Origin of the sequence: Ferrimonas futtsuensis DSM 18154 (genome assembly GCF_000422645.1) — a bacterium.
In the GTDB taxonomy this organism is placed as follows: Bacteria; Pseudomonadota; Gammaproteobacteria; order Enterobacterales; family Shewanellaceae; genus Ferrimonas; species Ferrimonas futtsuensis.
This window is the reverse complement of the sequence record NZ_AUGL01000031.1, coordinates 12,071-34,042: the sequence shown is the minus strand read 5'-3', so window position 1 is coordinate 34,042 and position 21,972 is coordinate 12,071. Positions and strand designations below refer to the sequence as shown.

Annotated in this window: 16 protein-coding genes; 2 read left to right on the top strand and 14 right to left on the bottom strand. The window is 59.9% G+C overall.

The annotated features are described in order from the left end of the window. Positions 1-246 precede the first annotated feature (246 nt). Both G505_RS0116965 and psrA read right to left on the bottom strand, forming a co-directional pair. On the bottom strand, positions 247-2,526 hold the full coding sequence (locus tag G505_RS0116965; protein WP_028110627.1) for an acyl-CoA dehydrogenase: 2,280 nt from the start codon (positions 2,524-2,526) through the stop codon (positions 247-249). Continuing rightward, positions 2,520-3,185, bottom strand: coding sequence for a TetR family transcriptional repressor PsrA (gene psrA / locus G505_RS0116960; RefSeq protein ID WP_028110626.1), 666 nt, complete (start codon positions 3,183-3,185; stop codon positions 2,520-2,522). Before psrA ends, G505_RS0116965 begins: the two co-directional genes overlap by 7 nt. A 230-nt stretch (positions 3,186-3,415) precedes the next feature. Here psrA and G505_RS0116955 point away from each other — a divergent pair, with 230 nt between their 5' ends. Then, positions 3,416-5,251 carry a M2 family metallopeptidase gene (locus G505_RS0116955; RefSeq protein WP_028110625.1) on the top strand — a complete coding sequence of 612 codons (1,836 nt, stop codon included), beginning with the start codon at positions 3,416-3,418 and terminating at the stop codon, positions 5,249-5,251. Positions 5,252-5,298: 47 nt separating this feature from the next. Here G505_RS0116955 and G505_RS0116950 read toward each other — a convergent pair whose 3' ends face one another. From G505_RS0116950 to G505_RS0116940, 3 genes are all read right to left on the bottom strand, one after another. Further along, positions 5,299-5,745: a YaiI/YqxD family protein gene (locus G505_RS0116950; protein ID WP_028110624.1), complete on the bottom strand. Its 447-nt coding sequence runs from the start codon at positions 5,743-5,745 to the stop codon at positions 5,299-5,301. A gap of 94 nt (positions 5,746-5,839) precedes the next feature. Then, the gene (locus G505_RS0116945) at positions 5,840-7,294 is read right to left on the bottom strand and encodes a methyl-accepting chemotaxis protein (protein WP_028110623.1); all 1,455 of its coding nucleotides are present in this window, start codon (positions 7,292-7,294) and stop codon (positions 5,840-5,842) included. Positions 7,295-7,622: 328 nt separating this feature from the next. Further along, positions 7,623-9,059, bottom strand: a complete 1,437-nt coding sequence (locus tag G505_RS0116940; protein WP_028110622.1) for an MBL fold metallo-hydrolase RNA specificity domain-containing protein — start codon at positions 9,057-9,059, stop codon at positions 7,623-7,625. A 198-nt stretch (positions 9,060-9,257) separates the two neighbouring features. On the opposite strand from G505_RS0116940, the gene rimO reads away from it, so the two are divergent. Next, complete coding sequence (rimO, locus tag G505_RS0116935; protein WP_028110621.1) at positions 9,258-10,700, top strand: 30S ribosomal protein S12 methylthiotransferase RimO; 1,443 nt, start codon at positions 9,258-9,260, stop codon at positions 10,698-10,700. Positions 10,701-10,719: 19 nt separating this feature from the next. On the opposite strand, the gene G505_RS0116930 is transcribed toward rimO, so the two are convergent. The 9 genes from G505_RS0116930 to yoaA form a co-directional block, all read right to left on the bottom strand. Continuing rightward, the gene (locus tag G505_RS0116930) at positions 10,720-11,727 is read right to left on the bottom strand and encodes an AraC family transcriptional regulator (RefSeq protein WP_084644043.1); all 1,008 of its coding nucleotides are present in this window, start codon (positions 11,725-11,727) and stop codon (positions 10,720-10,722) included. Between the two features lie 356 nt (positions 11,728-12,083). Next, positions 12,084-13,754 (bottom strand): long-chain-fatty-acid--CoA ligase FadD, encoded by a 1,671-nt coding sequence (gene fadD / locus G505_RS0116925; RefSeq protein WP_028110619.1) that lies wholly within the window; start codon positions 13,752-13,754, stop codon positions 12,084-12,086. A 226-nt stretch (positions 13,755-13,980) separates the two neighbouring features. Then, complete coding sequence (rnd, locus tag G505_RS0116920) at positions 13,981-15,096, bottom strand: ribonuclease D (protein ID WP_035385526.1); 1,116 nt, start codon at positions 15,094-15,096, stop codon at positions 13,981-13,983. After that, positions 15,093-16,778, bottom strand: coding sequence for a long-chain-fatty-acid--CoA ligase FadD (gene fadD, locus G505_RS0116915; protein ID WP_028110617.1), 1,686 nt, complete (start codon positions 16,776-16,778; stop codon positions 15,093-15,095). The genes rnd and fadD (G505_RS0116915) overlap by 4 nt, the downstream gene beginning before the upstream one ends. A 101-nt stretch (positions 16,779-16,879) precedes the next feature. After that, positions 16,880-17,761 carry an alpha/beta fold hydrolase gene (locus G505_RS21880; protein WP_051216388.1) on the bottom strand — a complete coding sequence of 294 codons (882 nt, stop codon included), beginning with the start codon at positions 17,759-17,761 and terminating at the stop codon, positions 16,880-16,882. A 2-nt stretch (positions 17,762-17,763) separates the two neighbouring features. Continuing rightward, positions 17,764-18,582: a class I SAM-dependent methyltransferase gene (locus G505_RS0116905; protein WP_028110616.1), complete on the bottom strand. Its 819-nt coding sequence runs from the start codon at positions 18,580-18,582 to the stop codon at positions 17,764-17,766. Between the two features lie 124 nt (positions 18,583-18,706). Continuing rightward, positions 18,707-18,985, bottom strand: coding sequence for a hypothetical protein (locus tag G505_RS0116900; protein ID WP_028110615.1), 279 nt, complete (start codon positions 18,983-18,985; stop codon positions 18,707-18,709). Positions 18,986-19,052: 67 nt separating this feature from the next. Next, positions 19,053-19,742: a tRNA (adenosine(37)-N6)-threonylcarbamoyltransferase complex dimerization subunit type 1 TsaB gene (gene tsaB / locus G505_RS0116895; protein WP_028110614.1), complete on the bottom strand. Its 690-nt coding sequence runs from the start codon at positions 19,740-19,742 to the stop codon at positions 19,053-19,055. Then, positions 19,742-21,655 (bottom strand): DNA repair helicase YoaA, encoded by a 1,914-nt coding sequence (gene yoaA, locus G505_RS0116890; protein ID WP_028110613.1) that lies wholly within the window; start codon positions 21,653-21,655, stop codon positions 19,742-19,744. Before yoaA ends, tsaB begins: the two co-directional genes overlap by 1 nt. Between the last annotated feature and the right edge of the window lie 317 nt (positions 21,656-21,972).

Below are 21,972 nucleotides of genomic sequence, written 5' to 3'. Positions count from 1 at the left end.
GTTTCCAATTCGGAAACCACTCTGCCCCCAAAAGTACGCACCCCATCTCAAATGCCCTGCTACGATCCACTCTTGAAGCAGCGACGACACCTGAGACAACTGACTCTGAGCAGAGACACCGGCCATGCCCTATCAGGTCACAAGACCCAATGCCCCTCTTTTCTGCAAACGCCTGGACACGTCAATCACTTCAGATGAGGGCACAAAAAAGGCCGGCTATATGCCGGCCCTTTTCCATCGCTGCCCCTAGAGGGTGGCGAACTCGTCCACATGGATGGCTGCGGTGCGCAGCGTCCAGGCGGTCATCAGCTCACAGGCTTCCGATTCGGTCAGCACCTCCTCCTCTCTGGCCTGCTCAATCACCTCCGGGGTGATCGCCTGCTTGGCCAGGGTACCCTGGCGCATCGCCTGCTTGATCTTCTTCATCTGCGGCTGCTGCTTATGAAGAGCCAGGAAGGCAGACTCCACTTCGCTGATGCCGTCGTTCAGCCCTTCAGGTACCGGGCAAAGGTGAGTCAGCCGCTCACGCAGCACACCGGGCTGAGCCACGGTGTCGCACACCTGCTGCGCCAACTCATCGGAGGGCATATGGAAATGGTTGCCGATGGGGAAGATCATCACCTTGGCCAGCCAGCGTGCCGGCAGGCTTGGGAAGTTGCGAATCACCTCCTCCATCGCCTTGGCGGCCAGGTGGGTGCAACGCGCCACCGAATAGTGCACCAGCGGCAGGTCCCCCTGCTGGCGCCCTTCCGCTTCGTAGTGACGCAGCACCGCAGAGGCCAGGTACAGCTGGCTAAGCACATCACCCAGACGAGCGGAGATCATCTCCTTCTGCTTCAGGCTGCCACCGAGAGTGGCCATGGCCAGATCCGACATCAATGCCAGGTTGGCACTGAGGCGACCCAGATTGCGGTAGTGCTGAGCCGTATCACCGGCTACAGGTGCATTGTTGAAGCGGGAGCCGGTCAGGGCACTGCCCAGAGACACCAGGGCGTTGCGGGCACCGTGAATCATGTGGGAGAGCAGCAGACCGTCAAACACCTTCAGTGCCTGATCCTTGTCCTCCATCGCCACCGCTTCCATCTCGGACAGCACATAGGGGTGGCAGCGGGTGGCACCCTGGCCGAAGATCATCAGGTTACGGGTGAGGATGTTGGCCCCCTCAACGGTGATGGAAACCGGCTGAGCCATATACTGGTGCCCCAGGTAGTTCTTGGGCCCCAGCTGAATCCCCTTGCCGCCGTGGATGTCCATGGCGTCGTTGATGATGGAGCGACCCAGCTCGGTCATGTGGTACTTGGCAATGGCGGTCACCACCGAGGGCTTCTGCTTCATGTCGATGGCACCGACGGTCATCTTACGCGCCGCCTCAAGCAGATAGGTGTTGCCGACGATGCGCGCCAGCGCCTCCTGGACCCCTTCGAACTGGCCAATATTCACCCCAAACTGCTGACGCACGCCGCAGTAGGCCGACGTAGTCCGGGTGGCCATATGGGCCGCCGAGGTCGCCAGCGCAGGCAGGGAGATGCCACGGCCAGCGGAGAGACACTCCACCAACATCCGCCAGCCGCGACCGGCGTAGTCCGGACCACCAATGATCCACTCCAGGGGGATGAACACATCCTTGCCCCGGGTGGTGCCGTTCATAAAGGCCATGTTCAGCGGATTGTGACGATTACCCAGCTCTACACCAGGATGGTCGGCGGGGATCAGCGCACAGGTGATGCCAATCTCCTTCTTATCCCCCAGCAGCCCATCCGGGTCGCGCATCTTGAACGCCAGCCCCAACACCGTGGCCACAGGGGCCAGGGTGATGTAGCGCTTATCCCAGTTCAGCTTGAGGCCGAGGACCTCTTTGCCTTCAAACTCACCCATGCACACCACACCGCTGTCGGGAATGGCGCCAGCATCGGAGCCCGCTTCCGGACCGGTCAGAGCAAAGCAGGGAACCTCAGAACCTTCGGCCAGGCCAGGCAACCAGCGCTGTTTCTGCTCTTCAGTGCCATAGTGGGCCAACAGTTCACCCGGTCCCAGGGAGTTGGGCACCATCACGGTGATGGCGGCAGTCAGACTGCGAGAGGCAATCTGCGCCACTATGGTGGACGCCGCCAGTGCGGAGAAGTCCAGGCCGCCGTAGGCCCGGGGGATGATCATGGAGAAGAACCGCTCCTGCTTCAGGTAATCCCACACCTCTTTCGGCAGGTCCTTGTCGCCCTGGACCGTCTGGTGATCGTCCAGCATCTTCAGCAGGGTGTTCACCTGGTTATCCAGGAAGGCGCGCTCCTCACCGGTCAGTTCGGAGGCAGGCATATTGTGCAGCTGCTGCCAATCGGGGCGACCGGAGAACAGTTCGCCATCCCACCAGACGGTGCCCGCTTCCATCGCTTCCCGTTCGGTCTGGGAAAGAGGCGGCAAAACCTTTCTAAAGAAGGAAAACACCGGCTTGGTGATGAACTGTCGGCGAATGTCCGTCACGCCAAACAACACCAGCAGGGCGATGATTACCAGAATAAACAGCGTCATGATACTTCCTTAATCTGTGTCCTTGACAGATGGGGAGCCGGGGCGACCACGCCTGCAGCCACGTAGGGGATCAATCTCTTGATCACCGACTCCACGTCGTTTTGCTGATCAAAATCGGCCTGGGCGATGTCGTTCAATGCATCCAGAGAGGCCATGGTGAACACCATGGTGCCCAGGGTAAAGTGCAGGCGCCAGAACAGCTCTGCATCGTCGATATCCTTATCCACCTGGTGAATCAGTTTGACGATCAGCTCCAGGGGCTTGCCGTAGTGGGTGGTGACAAACCAGCGCAGATGGCCCTGGCTCTCGATGTAGCCACGCCCCAACAGCTGCAGAAATATGGTCGAGCCGCGATTGCGCAACTGGTCCAGCGACAACAGCGGCTGAACCAGGCTTTCGAAAATGGCAGACACGCTCAGCTCGGACTGACCATCAAGCTCAGCCAGGGCCTCCTCACAGGCAGGCATAAACTGGTCCAGGTAGCGCGCCAGTACAGCCTGTATCAGCTCCTTCTTGGAGCCGAAATGGTAATTGACCGAGGCGAGATTCACCTCCGCCTTGCTGGTGATCAGTCGCAGCGAGGTATCCGCAAACCCACGTTCTGCAAACAATCTTTCCGCAGCGTCCAAGATACGAGACTTTGTACCTTGCTTATTAGACATGTGTGCGCCTTCCTGATTAAAACACTTGTTTTAACTTACTCTGCGGCCTGGGTAATGTCAAAGCAGCCAAGGGCAAACTGTTTGAACTTAAGAATAATCCCGCCTTTTCCAGGCGTTAGCAGTAAATCCCTTGCGAATTAGGGTCACACAGCATTGTCGCTTTTCACACCTGGGCTGGCATACTAGAATGCCGCACAGATCAACAACAACCACAAGCAAAGGAAAGCTCTATGGCTCTTATGCGATCTCCCATGGCCCTGTCGGCCGTGGCACTTGCGCTGCTCACCGCCTGCGCACCGGCCGAAAAATCCAACGAAAAAGCCGACGCGAACCAGGCACCCCAACCCAGCACCAGCGAATTCATCGCCAACGCCGAAGCGGATCTCTCCAACCTGATTGAGGAGTCCGGCCGCGCCGCCTGGATCTACAGCAACTTCATCACCGAAGACACCGCCGCCCTGGCCTCCGACGCCGAGCGCCGCTTCAACGACAAAGCGGTGGAGTACGCCAGCCTCGCCGCTAAGGCGGACACTCAGGGCCTGACCCAGGAGGAGCTGCGCAAACTGGAGGTGCTCAAGCGCACCATAGTGCTGCCCTCCCCCGACAGTCCGGCCAAAAGCGAAGAGCTGGCCAAACTCAACGCCGAACTCGGTGGCCTCTATGGCAAAGGCCGCTACTGCATGGCAAACGGTGACTGCCTGGGTCAGCCACAGATCTCCTCGCTGATGGCCACCTCCCGGGATCCGGAGCAGCTGCTGGAGGTGTGGCAGGGCTGGCGTGAGATCGCCAAGCCGATGCGTCCCCTGTTTACCCGCCAGGTAGAGCTGGCCAACGAAGGGGCCAAGCAGTTGGGTTACCAGGATGTGGGAGAGCTGTGGCGCTCCAAGTACGACATGCCCGCCGCCCAGTTCCCCAAAGAGCTGGACAACCTCTGGGGTGAGGTGAAGCCGCTGTATGACGCCCTGCACTGCTATGTGCGTGGTGAGTTGGGTGAGGAGTATGGCAGCGACGTCGTGCCCCAGGACGGCATGATCCCCGCCCACCTCCTGGGGAATCTCTGGTCTCAGCAGTGGGGCAACATCTACGATCTGGTGGCCCCGGAAAAGGCGGACCCCGGCTTTGATCTGACCGCGCTGCTGGCCAAACACGACTACGACGAGATCAAGATGGTGGAGCAGGGGGAGCAGTTCTTCACCTCACTGGGCTTCGAGCCCCTGCCTCAGACCTTCTGGGAACGTTCCCTGTTTGTCGAGCCTCAGGACCGTGACGTGGTGTGTCACGCCAGCGCCTGGGACTTGGATAACGAAGACGACATCCGCATCAAGATGTGCATCCAGAAAAACGCCGAGGACTTCGTGGTGATTCATCATGAACTGGGGCACAACATCTACCAGCGTGCCTACAAGAACCAGCCCTTCCTGTTTAAGGACAGCGCCAACGATGGCTTCCACGAAGCCATTGGTGACACCATCGCCCTCTCCATCACCCCAAGCTACCTGAAGCAGATCGGCCTGCTGGAGGAGGTGCCCAGTGCCGATGCCGATATCGGTTTGCTGCTGCGCCAGGCCCTGGATAAGGTGGCCTTTCTCCCCTTCGGCCTGATGATTGACCAGTGGCGCTGGAAGGTGTTCTCCGGCGACATCACCCCGGAGAACTATAACCAGGCCTGGTGGGAACTGCGCGCCAAGTATCAGGGCATCGCCAGTCCGGTGGCGCGCACCGAAACGGACTTCGACCCGGGTGCCAAATACCACGTACCCGGCAATGTGCCCTACACCCGCTACTTCCTGGCGCACATCCTGCAGTTCCAGTTCCATCAGTCCCTGTGCGACACCGCAGGCTACGAGGGCGACATTCACCGCTGCTCCATCTACGGCAACCAGGAAGCGGGGGCCAAGCTGAACACCATGCTCGAATCCGGCCTGTCCCAGCCCTGGCCTCAGGCCCTGGCCATGGTCACCGGCTCGGAGAAGATGAGTGGTGATGCCATCCTCAACTACTTCAAGCCGCTGCACACCTGGCTGGACCAGCAAAACCAGGCCGCAGGCCGCCAGTGCGGTTGGTAAACCAAGGCGCAGAAACCCAGAACCCGGCCAATTGGCCGGGTTCTTTTTTATTTAAGCTTTGCCAGGTAACGGTCCAGAGCGTTGGCAAAGGACTGGCGCTCCTGCTGACTCAGGGGCGGTGGCCCGCCGGTCTGTACCCCGCTGGCACGCATGGTATCCATGAAGTCACGCATATTGAGACGACCGCGGATGTTCCCCGCATTGAACTCCTCCCCCCTGGGGCTGAGGGCTTCTGCGCCCTTCTCAATCACCTCTGCCGCCAGCGGGATGTCACTGGTGATCACCATCTCCCCCGGCTGCACCTGCTTGACGATTTCGTTGTCCGCTACGTCAAACCCTGCCGGCACCACCTGCACCCGTATCCAGGCTGAAGGCGGCGTGCGCATGCCCCGGTTGGCCACCAGCACCACAGGTGTTTGGGTGCGATCCGCGGCGCGGAACAGAATCTCTTTAATGACGACAGGACAGGCGTCGGCGTCGACCCAGATGGTCATATCACAATCTCACTCTACTCAGATGCCCGCAGGGTATCAGGGTAGACACGCCAAAAAAAGGGGAGCCTGAGCTCCCCGGTGCAATCCCGCTCCCTTACGCCTGGGTGCGGTACTTCTTCAATATCTCTCCCAGTTGCAGGGAGCTTTCCGCCAGTTCGCTCACGCTCACCGCAGACTGCTCGGCACTGGTGCGGATGGCGTTGGACTGGCCTCGGATGTCATACAGCTCCGACGCAATGTCATTGGCCGCCGCGGTCTGCTGCTCCACCGCGGCCACGATCTGGGCACTCATCTCCATCACACCACGGGCGGAGTCGGCGATGGCGTTCACGTCCTGGCCAATTTCACTGATCAGCTCTCGGCTATGGTGGGCCTGCTTCAGGGTATGGGAGGTGATGTCGGCAATGCCGCGGGTTTCGGTCTGCAGGTTGTCGATCATCGCCTGAATCTCGACGGTGGCCTGCTGAGTGCGGCTGGCCAGGGTGCGTACCTCGTCGGCCACCACCGCAAATCCACGCCCCTGCTCACCGGCGCGAGCCGCCTCGATGGCCGCGTTCAGTGCCAACAGGTTGGTCTGCTCACTGATGGCGTTGATGGTGGTGATCACTTCATTGATCTCGGTGGCTTTGGCGGTGAGGTTATTCACCGTCACCGAAGCCGCATCGGTCTTATCCGCCAGTTCGGTGGTCTCAACGATGGCGTTTTGCACCTTCTCGTTGCTCTGGGCCACCTTATGACCATCCTGCTCCAGTTGAGTGGAGGTCTGCTGCGCCAGGTTGGAAATGTCCTTAGCGGTGGCACTCATCTCCTCCATGGCGGTGGCCACAGAATCCAGAGAGCTGTACTGGGAGGCGATCTGATCCTGGCTGTTGCGACTGTCGGCGCTGAAGACCGACGCGCTCTGATTGAGGGTGGCAGAGCTGTTCTGCACCGTACTCACCAGTTCACTCAGAGTATCCATGGTGCGATCCAGCTGGTGACCGATGATACCAAACTCCTCGCGGCCCACGTGAAAGCCGAGACGAGAGGTGAGATCCCCATCGGCGATGCGTTGAATCGCCTGGTGTTTCACCCACAGGGCACCGCCCAGGAAAGTGGCCAGCCAGTAGCTGAACAGCGCGATGGGAATAAGCAGCAGAGCACTAAGGCCCACCCGGGTCAGAGCCTGGGATTTCAGCTGTGCCTCTTCAGCGGGCACCGCCATGGACAACTCGCTGTGGCCGCCACCAGCCAGGGGGGCACTGACAATGATGCGCTCGCCCTGACGACGCGGCTCACCGCTGAGGCCGTTGAGCTTCAAGCCCAGAGCTGCCACAGCCTGCTCCCTGGCATCGCCCTTGAGACTGTTCACCACCTTCACTGCAGAGGTCAGTTGCCCCTGGGCCTGAGCCAGGCTCTTCTGCTCCGCCAGGCGACTGACGTCCAGATAGCCCTTGGTGGCTACGCCCATCACCGCCAACGCGGCCATCAGGAACAGCACCCAAAATTTCTCGTTCAGCGTCAGTTTGATAAACAACCTGTCTATGGTTCTGAACTCTACTTCTCTCATGTGACCCCTCATTCCGCCTTTACATTGGCGTTAACATTTGGCGCTGGATTGTGCTTTTTTGCGCTGCCAGTGAGCAATACTAAAGTTTATGCGAGTTACGTTTCAGTAATTTTGATCACATAAACCGCCGCGCAATTTGCGAGCATTATCAATCTGGAGGGGGTTTCTGCGAAGTGTTATTGTAAAAATAGTACAGTTGCTTACATGAAATTAGCCAAACTTCACGGACGCAATGGACTCCCCCTGCCATGATCCTGTTATCGACCTGTGACGAGGGGGACTTTAGTCGGGATTGCCGAAACGACGTTCATTCGGTGAAAAAATCGCCTCAGAGTGTGCTCTTCAGCCAAATCAGCTCCGGCAGGCCGGTCAAATCCAGACAGTCAAAACGCTCGGCAACGACCAGGTGCCGACTGAACTGACCCAGATGTTCGGCAAAACTTTGCTGAGCCTCTGGCTCGCCGTGCACCAAGACCACAGGGGGGGCACCGCTGAAGTGCCGGTACCAGTCGGTCATCTCATCGCGATCCGCATGAGCCGACAGCCCGCCCACCGTGTGCAACCGAGCCCTGACCTCCACCGGCTTGCCACCGATGTTCAAGCTCTGGGCACCATCCACCAGGGCACGACCCGGAGTGCCTTTGGCCTGATAACCGCAGATGATCACATCCGCCTCTTCACGCCAGAGGTTGTGCTCCATATGGCAGCGAATCCTGCCGCCATTGCACATGCCGCTGCCTGCGATGACAATCATTCCCCTGTCCACCTCATTCAGTTCCATGGACGCTTCGGTAGTTTGAACAAACTCAATGTTGGACAGCAACGGGTGGCGGCCAGGGTGTTGGCGGGTAAAGGCCTTGAACTCATCGTCACACAGGTGGAAATGACGTACGTAGACCCGGGTAGCCTCGGTGGCCATCGGGCTGTCCAAATACACCCGCCAACGGCCGAGATCCCACTCCTTGGCATGCAGGTGCAACAGGTAGAGCAGCTCCTGGGCCCGGCCCACAGAGAAGGCGGGAATGAGGATATTGCCTCTGGCGGTCTCTATGGCTCGGGCAAAGATCCCCTTGAGCTCCTCCAGGGTGTCCGGCAGGCTGCGGTGCAACCTGTCGCCGTAGGTGCTCTCCATCACCACCAGATCCGCCCTGTCGATGTAGGCCGGGTCCTGAATCACCGGCATCCCCTTACGCCCCAGGTCGCCGCTGTACACCAGCTTGCACTGACGGCCTTCGTGCTCCAGCCACAGCTGTACTATGGCGGACCCCAGGATGTGGCCGGCATCCGCCAGCTCAAATCGCAGCTCGGAGAGCGCCTGACGACACTGGCCATACTCCAGAGGCACCATCAGAGCCATCAGGGCATCCACATCCTCCTCGGTAAACAGGGGCTCCACCAGCGGCTCACCGCGGGCCTCCAGTTTCTTGTTGAGTCGTTCGGCGTCCCGGCGCTGCAGCATGGCCGCATCCCTGAGCATGATGTCGCACAGCTCGGCGGTGGCATTGTGGGTATACACCGGCCCCTTAAAGCCCTGCTTCACCAGCAGCGGCAACCGGCCGGAGTGATCGATGTGAGCGTGGCTGAGGATCACCGCATCGATGGCACAGGGGTCAAAGGGAAAGGGTTCGCGGTTGCGGGCTTCCGCCTGGCGGCTTCCCTGAATCAGACCGCAATCGAGCAAGACCCGGCGTTTACCCAGAGTCAACAGATGGCAGGAGCCGGTGACTTCGCCGGCCGCACCAAGAAAGGTCAGGGTCATTGTCATAAAGCGCCCTCCCGGCGTCAGTTATCTCCCTGAAAAGGAGGGCCAATAACAACGTTGCCCTACCCTCGCCTACCTCCAATAGTGCGCCCCGACGACCATTTAGGCAAACGGGAACTGACGTTTTTCTGACCTGTACATGCGGTCCGGTTCAGGTATAATCCGCGCTCTTAATTCCAGTAGTGAACAGATAAGGACTCTATGACCGTCGAAACCTTCGTTCCCGGCGACGATCAGCCCAAGGCTGAGCAGCCTAACACCACCCACGCCACCAAGGTGGCTCCGGCCATGGGCCAGGGCAGTGGCAGTCGCATCGGCTTCATCTCCCTGGGTTGCCCCAAGAACCTGGTGGACAGTGAGCGCATCCTGACTCAGCTGCGCACCGAAGGCTACGACGTGGTCAACACCTACGAAGGCGCCGACCTGGTGATCGTCAACACCTGTGGCTTCATCGACAGCGCCGTTCAGGAGTCCCTGGACACCATCGGCGAAGCCCTGAGTGAAAACGGCAAGGTGCTGGTCACCGGCTGCCTGGGCGCCAAGGAGAACGAGATCCGCGAGGTGCACCCCAAGGTATTGGGCATCACCGGTCCCCACGCCTATGAGATGGTGCTGGAACAGGTGCATCAGCATCTGCCCAAGCCGCAGCACGACCCGCTGACCTCTCTGATCCCGGATCACGGCGTCAAGCTGACACCCCGTCACTACGCCTATCTGAAGATCTCCGAGGGCTGCAACAACCGCTGCACCTTCTGCATCATCCCTGCCCTGCGCGGCGACCTGGTCAGCCGCCCCATCGGCGAAGTGCTGGATGAAGCCAAACGCCTGAAGGACGCCGGCGTGAAGGAGTTGCTGGTGATCAGCCAGGACACCAGTGCCTACGGCCTCGACGTGAAGCACAAGACCGGTTTCTGGAACGGCATGCCGGTGAAGACCCGAATGACCGAGCTGTGTCAGAAACTGGCTGAGATGGGGATCTGGGTGCGTCTGCACTACGTCTACCCCTACCCCCATGTGGATGAGGTGATCCCCCTGATGGCCGAGGGCAAGATCCTGCCCTACCTGGATATCCCCTTCCAGCACGCCTCCCCGCGTGTCCTCAAGGCGATGAAACGCCCCGGCAAGGCGGAGCGCACCCTGGAGCAGATCAAGAAGTGGCGCGAGATCTGTCCCGAGCTGGTGATCCGTTCCACCTTCATCGTTGGTTTCCCCGGTGAAACCGAAGAGGATTTCCAGATCTTGTTGGACTGGCTGGAAGAAGCCCAGCTGGACCGCGTCGGCTGCTTCAAATACAGCCCGGTGGACGGCGCCGTGGCCAACGACCTGGCGGAGCTGGTGCCCGAGGAAGTGATGGAGGATCGATTCCAGCGCTTTATGGCGGTGGCTGCGCGCATCAGTGCCGAACGGCTGCAGGCCCGAGTGGGCACCGAGATGCGGGTGATTGTCGATGAGCTCAACGATGAGGGCGCCGTTGCCCGAGCCTATACCGACGCCCCGGAGATCGACGGCAAGGTGATCCTCGGCGGCGAGTTCGACGTGGATGTGGGCCAGATGGTGTGGGCCTCCATCGAGTTCGCCAACGAGTATGATCTCTACGCCACCATCGTCCGCGATGAAGAGGGCAAGATCGACGATCTCGGCTAACCCCGACTCCCCGAACTCGTTACCAGGCCGGCTTTATGCCGGCCTCTCTTTTTTTCACCTGTTCCGGGGTGAGGCCAAACCAACGCTGACAGGCCCGGTAAAAGCTGGCGGGGTCATCAAAGCCCAGCAACAGGCTGATCTCGGTATGACACAAATGACATTGTTGCAGGTAGTGGCAGGCGAGCTCCTTTCTGGCCTGAGCCAATAGCTCCTTAAAAGGACGCTTTTCTGCTGCCAGGCGACGCTTAAGGGTACTGGGACTGACCCCGAGGCGCTCAGCCACCCGCTCCTTATCCGCCATCCCTGAGGGCAGGCACTCCAATAAGATCGCCATAACTTCATTGGCGGCGCCTCCCTCGGAGTGCAAACTGCGAATCTGCGCCAGGAGCGCAGGCTCAAAGTGTTGCCACATGGCGTCATTCAGGGTCATGAAGGGACGCTGGCACTCCCCCTTAGGCAGAACCAGGGCATTGTTTTCACCCACCTGCAGCTCCAGGCCCAGGCGCCTTGCCAGCTGGCGCCCCTCAGGGCAATCCTCTGGCAGGGTCAGGGAGGTGACTAAGGGGTCCACCTTGGTGGCCATCTGTGCCAGATTCAGGATCAGGTACCACTCAAGCACGATCAGCGAATTGGGTAACCTGTGTGTGTCCGGTTCGCAGAACTGGACAATGACGATCTTATCGTCACGCTCCTCCACCCTGAGACGCTGGGGACCCAGCAGGGGTTTGAAGCGCACCACACGCAAAATGGCATCGAGGAGCGTCGGACAGCAGAGTGCAGCCATCATGGGTGCCGCAAAGGTGCTGGAACAAAACTGGGCCACATTCTGGCTCAACTGCCCCGGCTCGACACTCTGCTCCAGAGAGTGCCAGAGGTCCAGATACTGCAGGGTGTTCAGGCGACTGTCGGGATTTTCCAGCACCTCCAGGGAGAGGCCGGCACGCTCGAGCACCGCACGAGAGTCCAACCCCAATCGTTCGAAAGCGTATCGCCATTTGGCATCTAACGGATATCGTTTCTCCGCCATATTGTCTCATCAATATTTTCAGGACTGACATCATATGATCAAAGTTTGCCCCCAAAAGCAACCATCAAGGTGATTCGCAGCTCAATCAGGCGCCAATTTTGGTCACGCCACCCTGATGGGCCCGCCATTATGCGACGCGACGCACAACCACTATTCGTCATTTCCTTACATCAAACTCAGACCAGGCTGAGGTTCAACCGGGCCAAAATCCGGGTTCTTGCCGACCAGCGCCTCCAATTGCCCCTTGAATAGAAAAGGCGCCCATTAAGGGCGCCATCAGTAAATCCGGGCGGGATCAGCGTGGGTACCGAACAGCGGTGAGTGGCAGGCCATCGCTCCGGCGTGACAGCGTGATCTCAGGCCGCCTGCTCCTCCTCGCGAAGGGCACGGCGCAAAATTTTACCCACATTGGTTTTGGGCAGATCATCCCTGAATTCGATGATCTTGGGGATCTTGTATCCGGTCAGATGCTTCTTGCAGTGACGGATGATCGCCTCCTCACTGGTGCCCGGTTTGGCCACCACGAACACCTTGACCACCTCACCGGAGGCCGGATTGGGCACCCCGATGGCGGCCGCTTCCACCACCGCGTCGTGCATCACCACTACGTCCTCAATCTCGTTGGGGAACACGTTGAAACCCGACACCAGGATCATGTCCTTCTTACGGTCCACAATCTTGAAGAAGCCGCGCTCATCCATGGTGGCGATGTCGCCGGTGGAGAGCCAACCCTCGGCTGAAATGGTCTCGGCGGTGGCCTCAGGGCGCTGCCAGTAGCCTTTCATGACATTGGGCCCCTGGATCTGCAGCTCTCCCCGTTCACCGACACCGACCACCTGACCCTGCTCATCCACCAAGCGGATGGAGCAGGAGGGCAGTGGCAGACCGATGGTGCCGTCATAGCCCTTGGCGTTATAGGGCGCCACCGAAGCCACCGGCGAGCTCTCGGTCAGCCCGAAACCTTCCAGCAGGCGCGAGTCGGTGACCTGCTGCCACTTCTCTGCCACCGCCGCCTGAACCGCCATACCGCCCCCCAGGGCCACCTTGAGCTTGCTGAAATCCAGCTCATCGAACCCTGGGGTGTTAAGCAAACCGTTGAACAGGGTGTTTACCCCGGTAATGGCGGTGAAGGGGTATTGCTTGATGGTCTTGATGAACAGCGGCATGTCCCTGGGATTGGTGATCATCAGGTTGGTGCCGCCGAGCTTCATGAAGGTGAGGCAGTTACAGGTCAGGGCAAAGATGTGGTACAGCGGCAGCGCGGTGACCACCATCTCCTCCCCCTCATTCAGTGTCGGCCCAATCCAGGAACTCACCTGCTCCAGGTTGGCCACCAGATTTCTATGGGTGAGCATGGCGCCTTTGGCCACCCCTGTGGTGCCTCCGGTGTACTGCAGAAACGCCAGGTCGTCATTGGACACCTTGGGCTTGGTAAAGGGGCGTTGACTGCCTTTGTACAAAGCGCTGCGCATGGTGTGCGCATGGGGGATGTGGTACTTCGGCACCATCTTCTTAATGTATTTGACGACGAAGTTGACCAGGGTGCGTTTGAAGGGGGAGAGCTGATCCCCCAGCTTGGTCAGGATGACGTGCTCAACCGGCGTATCGTCCACCACCTGTTCCAAGGTGGAGGCAAAGTTGGACACCACCACAATCGCCTTGGCGCCGGCGTCGTTGAGCTGGTGCTTCAACTCCCTTGCGGTATAGAGAGGGTTCACATTGACCACCACCATCCCGGCACGAAGCACACCAAACAGAGCCACCGGATACTGCAGCAAGTTGGGCATCATGATCGCCACCCGGTCCCCCTGCTCCAGCTTGAGATCCTGCTGTAGGTAAGCGGCAAAATCCCGGCTCAGCTTGTCCAACTCGTAGTAGGTAATGGTTTGTCCCATGTTGATAAAGGCAGGTTTATCCCCAAAGCGGGCCACCGACTGCTCGAACAGGTCGACCAGAGAGGAGAATCGGTCAGGATCGATCTCCGCCGGAACGCCTTCGGGGTAACTCGCTAACCAGACCTTTTCCATGTGTCACTCCTTGTCTATGCGGCTTCTCCACGCCACTTATCCTTTTAAGCGCTTGTATTAAACAGGCGTATAAACGTGAGCATCATCACACATATTTAGTCAGTTGTCAGCCTTGATATACATGAATTTAACATCTTTATTCTATTTTGATATCAAGCCTTCGATGACTGGCGACAGACACAAAAAAGGGGGACCCATAGGGTCCCCCTGTTTCAAGCAATTGCTCCTAAAGACTCAAGCCATCCAGGCTGCTTCGGGTCAGTTCACCACGCCAGCCACGCAGGACCACAGGCTCTCGGCCCTGCTGGCCGGTCATGCGCCACTTTAGGTATTGATGCACCAGCTTCTTGGAGGCCATCAGTTCGGCAGCCACCTGATGCTGCTCACACACCTGAGTCAGGGTCTTACGCACCAGCTTGGATGCGTCTCTGAACTGGGGATCGGCAGACAGGGCGTCCACCGGCTCCGGCGGGTTGTCCAGATCCGCCCCGGCCACCGCCTTCAAAATGGCCTTGCCATGACGCTGCACATCGCGCTCTGTCAGGCAGTCGAGCTGATTCAGATAATTGATGCTCCTCGGTGCCCGTTTGGACAGGGTCAGCAGCGCCGCATCCTTGATGACAAAGTTCAGCGCCAGATCCCGCTTCTGGGCCACGCCCAGTCGCCAGGCCGCCAGGGACTTGAGGACCGCCAACTGCTCAGGACGAAGCTGAAAGGCGTTCTTCACCTTGAGGTAGGCAGTCTCAGGATCCACCGGATCCAGCCGCCCCTCGGTCAGGCGCTCCCCCTCCTCCATCAGCCAGTCGTGACGACCGGCCTCGGCGATCTCCTCCCTCATGGTGTGGTAGATCTTCAGCAGGTAAAGCACGTCGGCCGCGGCATACTCCAACTGGGTATCCCGCAGGGGACGGGCCAGCCAGTTGGTGCGGGCCTCTCCCTTATCCAGGGCCAGACCAAGGTACGCCTCCACCATCTTGCCGTAGCCCATGGGCGCGCCCTTGTTGAGCAGCACCCCCGCCACCTGGGTATCAAACAGCGGTTTGGGCTGGACGCCGCCCTGCTGGGCGAAGATCTCCAGATCCTCGCTGCAGGAGTGCAGCACCTTAACCACGGACTCATTCTCCAGCAGGCGCCAGAATGGCCCCAGGTCGTCGATGGTCAGGGGATCCACCAGCGCCAGGGTGGTGCCGTCATAGATCTGAATCAACCCCAACTGGGCGTAGAGGGTGCGGGTACGGACAAACTCGGTGTCCAGGGCCACCGCCTCTGCCCGGCTGGCCTGTGCGCACAACTGCGCCAGAGCTTCATCGGTATCGACCCATTGCCAGTTCAGTTCACTCATGCGTTGCTGGCCTCTTTCATCTGCTCCTCCCGCAGCTCCCGGCGCAGGATCTTGCCCACATTGGTCTTGGGAAGGTCATCGCGGAACTCCACCAGCTTGGGCACTTTGTACCCGGTCAGAGACTTGCGACAGTGAGCGATCAGCTCCTTGTCGGTCAGGGAGGGGTCCTTGGCCACCACGAAGATCTTCACCAGCTCGCCGGACACCTCGTGAGGCACACCTACCGCAGCCACTTCCAGTACCTTGGGGTGGCTGGCCACCACGTCTTCCACCTCGTTGGGGAACACATTGAAGCCGGACACCAGGATCATGTCTTTCTTACGGTCGACGATGTAGAACTGGCCCTTATCGTCCATGTAGCCGATATCCCCGGTAAACAACCAGCCGTCATCGGTCAGCACCTTGGCGGTCTCTTCGGGCCGCTGCCAGTAGCCCTTCATCACCTGGGGACCGCGAACCTGCAGCTCACCGGTCTCACCGGGGGTGACAGGATTGCCGTCATCGTCCACGGCACGCATCTCGGTGGAGGGGATGGGCAGGCCAATGGCGCCGGTGTACTCTTTCTGATCATAGGTGCCGGCGGCGGCCACAGGGGAGCACTCGGTCAGGCCATAACCCTCAATCAACGGTTGCCCGGTGACCTCCTGCCAACGCTCGGCCACGGCGCGCTGCACCGCCATGCCACCGCCGATGGTGATCTTGAACTGGCTGAAATCCAGCCCGCAGAACGCCTCCTGGTTGAGCATGGCGTTGAACAGGGTGTTGACCCCGGTCAGCACGGTGAAGGGGTATTTCTTCAGCTCGCCCAGGAAAGCCGGCATATCCCTGGGATTGGTGATCAACAGGTTTTGACCGCCCAGCTTGAAGAACAGCAGCAGATTCACCGTGTTGGCAAACACATGGTAGAGCGGCAGTGGCGTCACCACCATCTCAGACCCCTCATCGAGTACAGGGCCAAAGTAGGCCTCCGCCTGCAGCATGTTGGAGATCAGGGACTTGTGGGTCAGCATCGCCCCTTTGGCCACGCCAGTGGTGCCACCAGTGTACTGCAGCACCGCAATGTCATCCAACTCCACCTTGGGTTTGATGTACTGCAGGCGACGGCCCACGGTCAGCGCCTTGCGCATGGATACCGCGTAAGGCAGATGGTACTTGGGCACCATCTTCTTCACATACTTCACCACGAAGTTGACCAGGGTGCGCTTGGGCGCAGACAGGTGGTCACCAATCTTGGTCAGGATGACGTGCTCCACCGGGGTATCGTCAACGATCTGCTGCAGGCTCTGGCCAAAGTTGGTCACCAGCACAATCGCCTTGGCCTCGGCGTCACACAGCTGATGCTTCAGTTCCCTGGGGGTGTAGAGAGGGTTAACGTTCACCGCCACCATGCCGGCACGCAGCACGCCCAACAGGGCCACCGGATACTGCAACAGGTTGGGCATCATGATGGCGACACGATCCCCCTTCTGCAGCTTCAGTTCGTTCTGCAGGTAGGCGGCAAAGGCGCGGCTCTGCTCTTCGACGCGACGATAGGTGAGTACCGCGCCCATATTGATGAACGCCACCTGATCGGCGTAGGTGTGACAGCTCTGCTCAAACAGGTCAAGCAGGTTACGATACTGTTCGGGATGAATCTCCGCCGGAACACCGGCGGGATAGCTGTTAAGCCATGCCTTGTCCACACTGTTCTCCTTTACTGGAACAGGACTTCGGGTCTCTGCGCCCACAGCGAATGGCGAGCGCGACGTTAATGGCCCAATGATACCTTCATATGCGGCGAAACCTAACCTAAGTTGGTGTGTTCGCTGCTTTTTACGCCAATAAAACCGTCAATCAGCCTCGCCAGGGCCTGTGGAGACTCCATATGGCAGTGGTGCCCTCCGGCGATCCGTTCCAACTGAGGTCGGTTCAGCCATTGCTGGCGATCTTCCCAGGCCTCCCTGAGTCCTTCAAACCCGCATTCACCCAACACCACCAGGGTGTCGGCCCGCAGATCCGACATCAGCCGCTCACCCTGAGCATCGGTCATCATCCAGGGAGAGCGGGTGCGCAGCCTGGGATCGGAACGCCAGTGCCACACACCTTCGCGGTTTTGCAGGTTTCGCTCCAGCAGCAATCGGGCCAAAGCGTCGTCCAGTCCTCCCGCCGCCGCCCGGGCACTCACCAGGGGCGCCAGATCCGGATAGCCCCTGGGCTTAAATCCCTTGTCCCGACTGACAAAGCCGGCCCGCATCCGCTCCAGACTCTCTCCCGGCTCGGCGGTCAGAGGCCCCATCGCCTCGATGATCGCCAGCCTGGAGACCCGCTCCGGGTAGAGGGAGGCAAACAGCCCCCCGAGAATCCCGCCCATGGAATGGCCCAGCAGCAGAACCGGCTGTTCAGGTAACTGTGGCCACACCTGGTGCAGGTCATAGAGGTAGTCGAGGAAATGGTAGTAGTTGCCTTGGGGCCTATGGTCCGAATGGCCATGACCGGGAAACTCCAATGCCAGCAGCCGGTATCCCAGATCAGTTAAGGCGGGAGCCAGCGGAGCAAAGCTGTTGGCGTTGTCCATCCAGCCATGCAGCGCCAGCACCAACGGGCCCTGCTGTGGACCCCACTCCAATGCGGCCAGCGACAGATTCTCGAGTTGAAAGCGCCGCTCCCGGCCCGGCTCTTGGGTCACTATCAAATCTCCGGTTTGTAAAATTTCAGGGTCATGCGATCGGACTCGCCGATGGCCAGGTACTTCTCCCTGTCCTGATCCTTGAGGCGCAGTGAAGGAGGCAGGGTCCACACCCCGCGCTCATAGTCCTTGGTGTCCTTGGGGTTGGCATTGACCTCACTCTGGGCCGCCAGCTTGAAGCCCACCTTCTGAGCCAGGGCAATCATCTGGGCTTCATCCATGTAACCGGATTCTGCCGGCATACCGGGATTGGCCCTGTGCTCGACCACACCAAACACCCCGCCCGGGGTCAGCACCTCAAAGGCCGCCTGAAATACCGGTTCCAGGGCACCGGCCATCGCCCAGTTGTGCAGATTACGGAAGGTCAGCATCATATCCACGCTGGCCTCCACACCCAGTTTGGTCTTGGCTGGCGGGTCGAAGGTTACCACCTCCACCTTGCTGTAGAGCTCAGGCTCCGCGGCTAACTTGGTCTCATAGCGCTTACCGGCGTTGGCCCGATAACGGGTGCGAGGAGTGTCTTCGGCGGGGGTGGTGTCAAAACTGGCGGCGATCAACTTGCCCTTGTCCTTCAGGTAGGGCGCCAGAATCTCACTGTACCAGCCGCCGCCGGGCCACAGCTCAATCACCCGCATGTGGGGGTGGAGCCCAAAGAAATCCAGGGTCTCGGCGGGATGGCGGTACTGGTTGCGCTCGATATTGGCCTGGCTTCGATGCTCACCGTTGGCCCACTGGTTCAGGGCGTTCTGGTTGTCGCTGCTCCCCGCCAGAGTCGGCAGGCTCATCAGGGTCAGGGCAGACGCCAGCAATAAGGTTCTCATGGTTCCCTCCTAAGACTCAGTTTTCAGGTCAAAGTCTATAACCTATCGCGGCACTGGGAGATTGCAATGGCGCTGCGGCCAGAAGATGTCACAAAAGATGGCGGCGCGACTAAGGCTCCGGGGATTAAACGTAGAGATCGACGCCCATCATCGACTGCAGCTCCTGGCGCAGTCCCTGATTGGCGGTTTCCATGTAGGCGGAGATGGCCCGGGAGTCGGGGTGATCCTGGGTCAGGCGGGTTCGGCCGGCAGCGAACGTCTGCCAGCCCTGAGGATCGCTGGGCACCACCAGCTCGGCGGTCCTGACCGCCGGCTCCGCCTCTTTGGCTTTCTCCGGGCTGCCCTTACTCTGCGGCTTCGCCGGCAAAGGGGCCTGGGTGGATAATCCAACGTGATGGATCATGGTGGTGTCGCTCGCTCTCCCTCGTACCAATAGTATTAGATAGGTGGTCTATCTAATGAATTTGGTATCATTTGCCCGGCATCTTTTTCCAGGCGACGTTGTCTCTCAGATACACCGGCTCGACCTGCTCCAGAGGCAGGGCGCCGCCGTTGCGATAGAGTTCCAGTGCCAAAGGCACCATCATCTTAGCACTGGGCAGACGATGATCGCCACTGACGCTCAGACGCCCCTCAGCCAGTAGCTCTGGGTAGGTCTCAAACCCGGTGCCCACGGCCACCAGCGCCTCTCCCTGCATCAGTTCCAGAGTCACCAGCTCGTCGGGGGCAATCACCAGCTCCTGACCCACCAGGGTGGCCAGGCCATCGCGGCTCTCGTAACGTCCCACATACACCTCGCCCATGCGGGCGTCGATGGCGGCGATCACCGTTTCGGCACCGGCCTCGATGGCGCCCTGGGCCATGGCGGCCAGGTTGGAGATCGGCAGTACCGGCAGCTCCGCCCCCAGGGCCAGTCCCTGCATCATGGCGGTGCCGATACGAATGCCGGTAAAACTGCCGGGACCACGACCGAAACCGATGGCATCCAGCTGGGCCAGGGTCACGCCCCCCTCTGCCAGCAACTGCTCCACAAAGGGCAAAATCTTCTGACTGTGCTCACGGGGAGCCTCTTCACACAGGTCGATAACCCGGTCACCGAGCACCAGAGCCGCCGAGCAGTTCTCGGTGGCGGTGTCGATGATCAAAATCTTTTCAGACATCAAACTTCTCTTAATCGTGCTAGAGCCTTGTCCAGCCCGCGGGTCCGCGTCATCGGAGGCAGGCTGCGTATAAACTGTTCGCCATAGGGGCGCTGAACCAGTCTGGGGTCGCAGATCACCAGCACCCCCTGGTCCTTCTCGCTGCGAATCAATCGGCCGACACCCTGCTTCAAGGCGAGGATCGCCTGAGGCAATTGCACCATGGCAAAGGGATCCTGACCACTGCGTTCACAGGCGGTCAGCCTGGCCTGGGTCAGGGGGTCGTCCGGAGAGACGAAAGGCAGCTTGTCGATCATAACACAACAGAGCGCACGCCCTCTAACGTCCACCCCCTCCCAGAACGCAGCGGTGCCTAAGAGCACGGCATTGCCGTAGGCGTGATAGCGGCTGAGCAACTGCCGCTTGGAGTCCATCCCCTGCACCAGCAGAGGCCGGCTCTGACGGTGACTGAGCAACTCCCCCACCCGGTACATCATCTGGTAGCTGGTGAACAGCAGGAAGGTGCGCCCGTCCGCCGCCTCAATCAGCCTGGAGGCGATCTCGGCCAGGTGCTCGGCCACATTGGCTTCGTGCGGCTGAGGCAGGTGGCGGGGCACACACATCAGCGCCTGACTGGCGTAATCGAAAGGGCTGTCCAGGATCAGCGAATCGGCCTTCTCCAACGCCATCTGCCGGGTGAAGTAGCCGAAGTCGCCCCCAACCTGCAAAGTGGCCGAAGTAAAGGCCCAGGCGCAGTGGTAGCTGTTATACAGGGCCTTGAGCTCATCCCGCACCGACATGGGACTGGAGACCAGACCAAAGCCGCGCTCCCGCCGCTCCAGCCGGTAGATGCGCTTGGCATCCGGGTTGCCGAAGTGCTCCAGCAGCCCCATCAGCCGGGCACTGCGCTCGAAGCACTGGTCACCCAGCTCATCCCGTCCCAGATGGTAGCCCAGTTCGGTCTTCAGTAAGCCCAGGGAGCGGGTCAGCCCCTGCCAAGCGCCAGACACCGCCTCAAACCCCAGCTGTGCCTGCCAGGCCGGTTCGCCATTGGCCTGGATCGCCTCGGTCAGTTCATCGGCCCACTGGCTGAGCTCGTCGGCCCGGGTCTCCAGCGATTTGCAGTCCTTCAGGGTCTTATACACCCGGCGCACGTCCCGTCCCAGGTAGTGAAAACTGGAGGCGGAGAGGCGCTCGCCGTAGCGGGTCAGGGCGATGTCCGGCAGTTGATGGGCCTCATCGAAGATGATCCAGTTCAGCTCAGGCAGGAGCTCACCAAAGCCCCCCTCTCTCAGCGCCGAATCGGCGAAGAACAGGTGGTGGTTGATCACCACCAGATCCGCCCCCATCGCCTTGGCCCTGGCCTTTTTCAGGAAGCAGCGGTCAAAATCCGGGCAGGCCTTACCCAGACAGTTGTCCTGGGTGGAGGTCACCTTGCGCAGTATCGGGGCGTCCTCCGCCAGGGCGTCCATCTCCGCCATATCCCCGGTGCCGGTGCCGTTGGCCCAGCTGCGGATGCGAATCAGCTGGTCCATCTCCACCGGGGTCTGGGCCTCCGGGTCCGCCAGCTGCTGAGTCAGGTGATACAGGCACAGGTAGTTGCCCCGTCCCTTGAGCAGCGCCACCTTGATGCCCGAGTCGATCAGCGGCAAAAGTCGGGGAAGATCTTTGAAAAAGAGCTGATCTTGCAGGTTCTTGGTGCCGGTACTGATGGCCACTTTCTTGCCGCTCAACAGGGCTGGCAGCAGGTAGGCGAAGGTCTTGCCGATGCCGGTGCCCGCCTCCGCCACCAGCACCCTGCCCGAGGTGCTGTGCTGTGCCAGCGCGTGGGCCAGCTGCTGCTGTTGCGGGCGGTAACGAAACTCCTCCAGAGTATCGGCCAGCAGGCCATCGGCGGCGAACGCCTTTTTGATTTTGCTGGAGAAACGGGACATGGAGTAGCACACGGAGTCTTAAGGGTCGGCCATTATGACACAGCCGCTGCCCCCTGACAGCGGGGTTATGGATTCATCAGAAAAAAAGCGTAAATTGGTTGTTGCAATTATTTATTCACTGAATTAGCTTAAAAGCACGCCACGTTGAACGTGCACAGAATTTTGTACTGAATCATTAGGAATTCACCCATGCTGAAGTTTACCGCCCTACATCACCATCATCATTTCAAGCGGTAGCCTTTGGCATTGTCGCTGGAGGCTGCTGTTTAAACGGCGCCCTCCAGCGGATTCAGAACCTGAACACATAAGAACCCTGG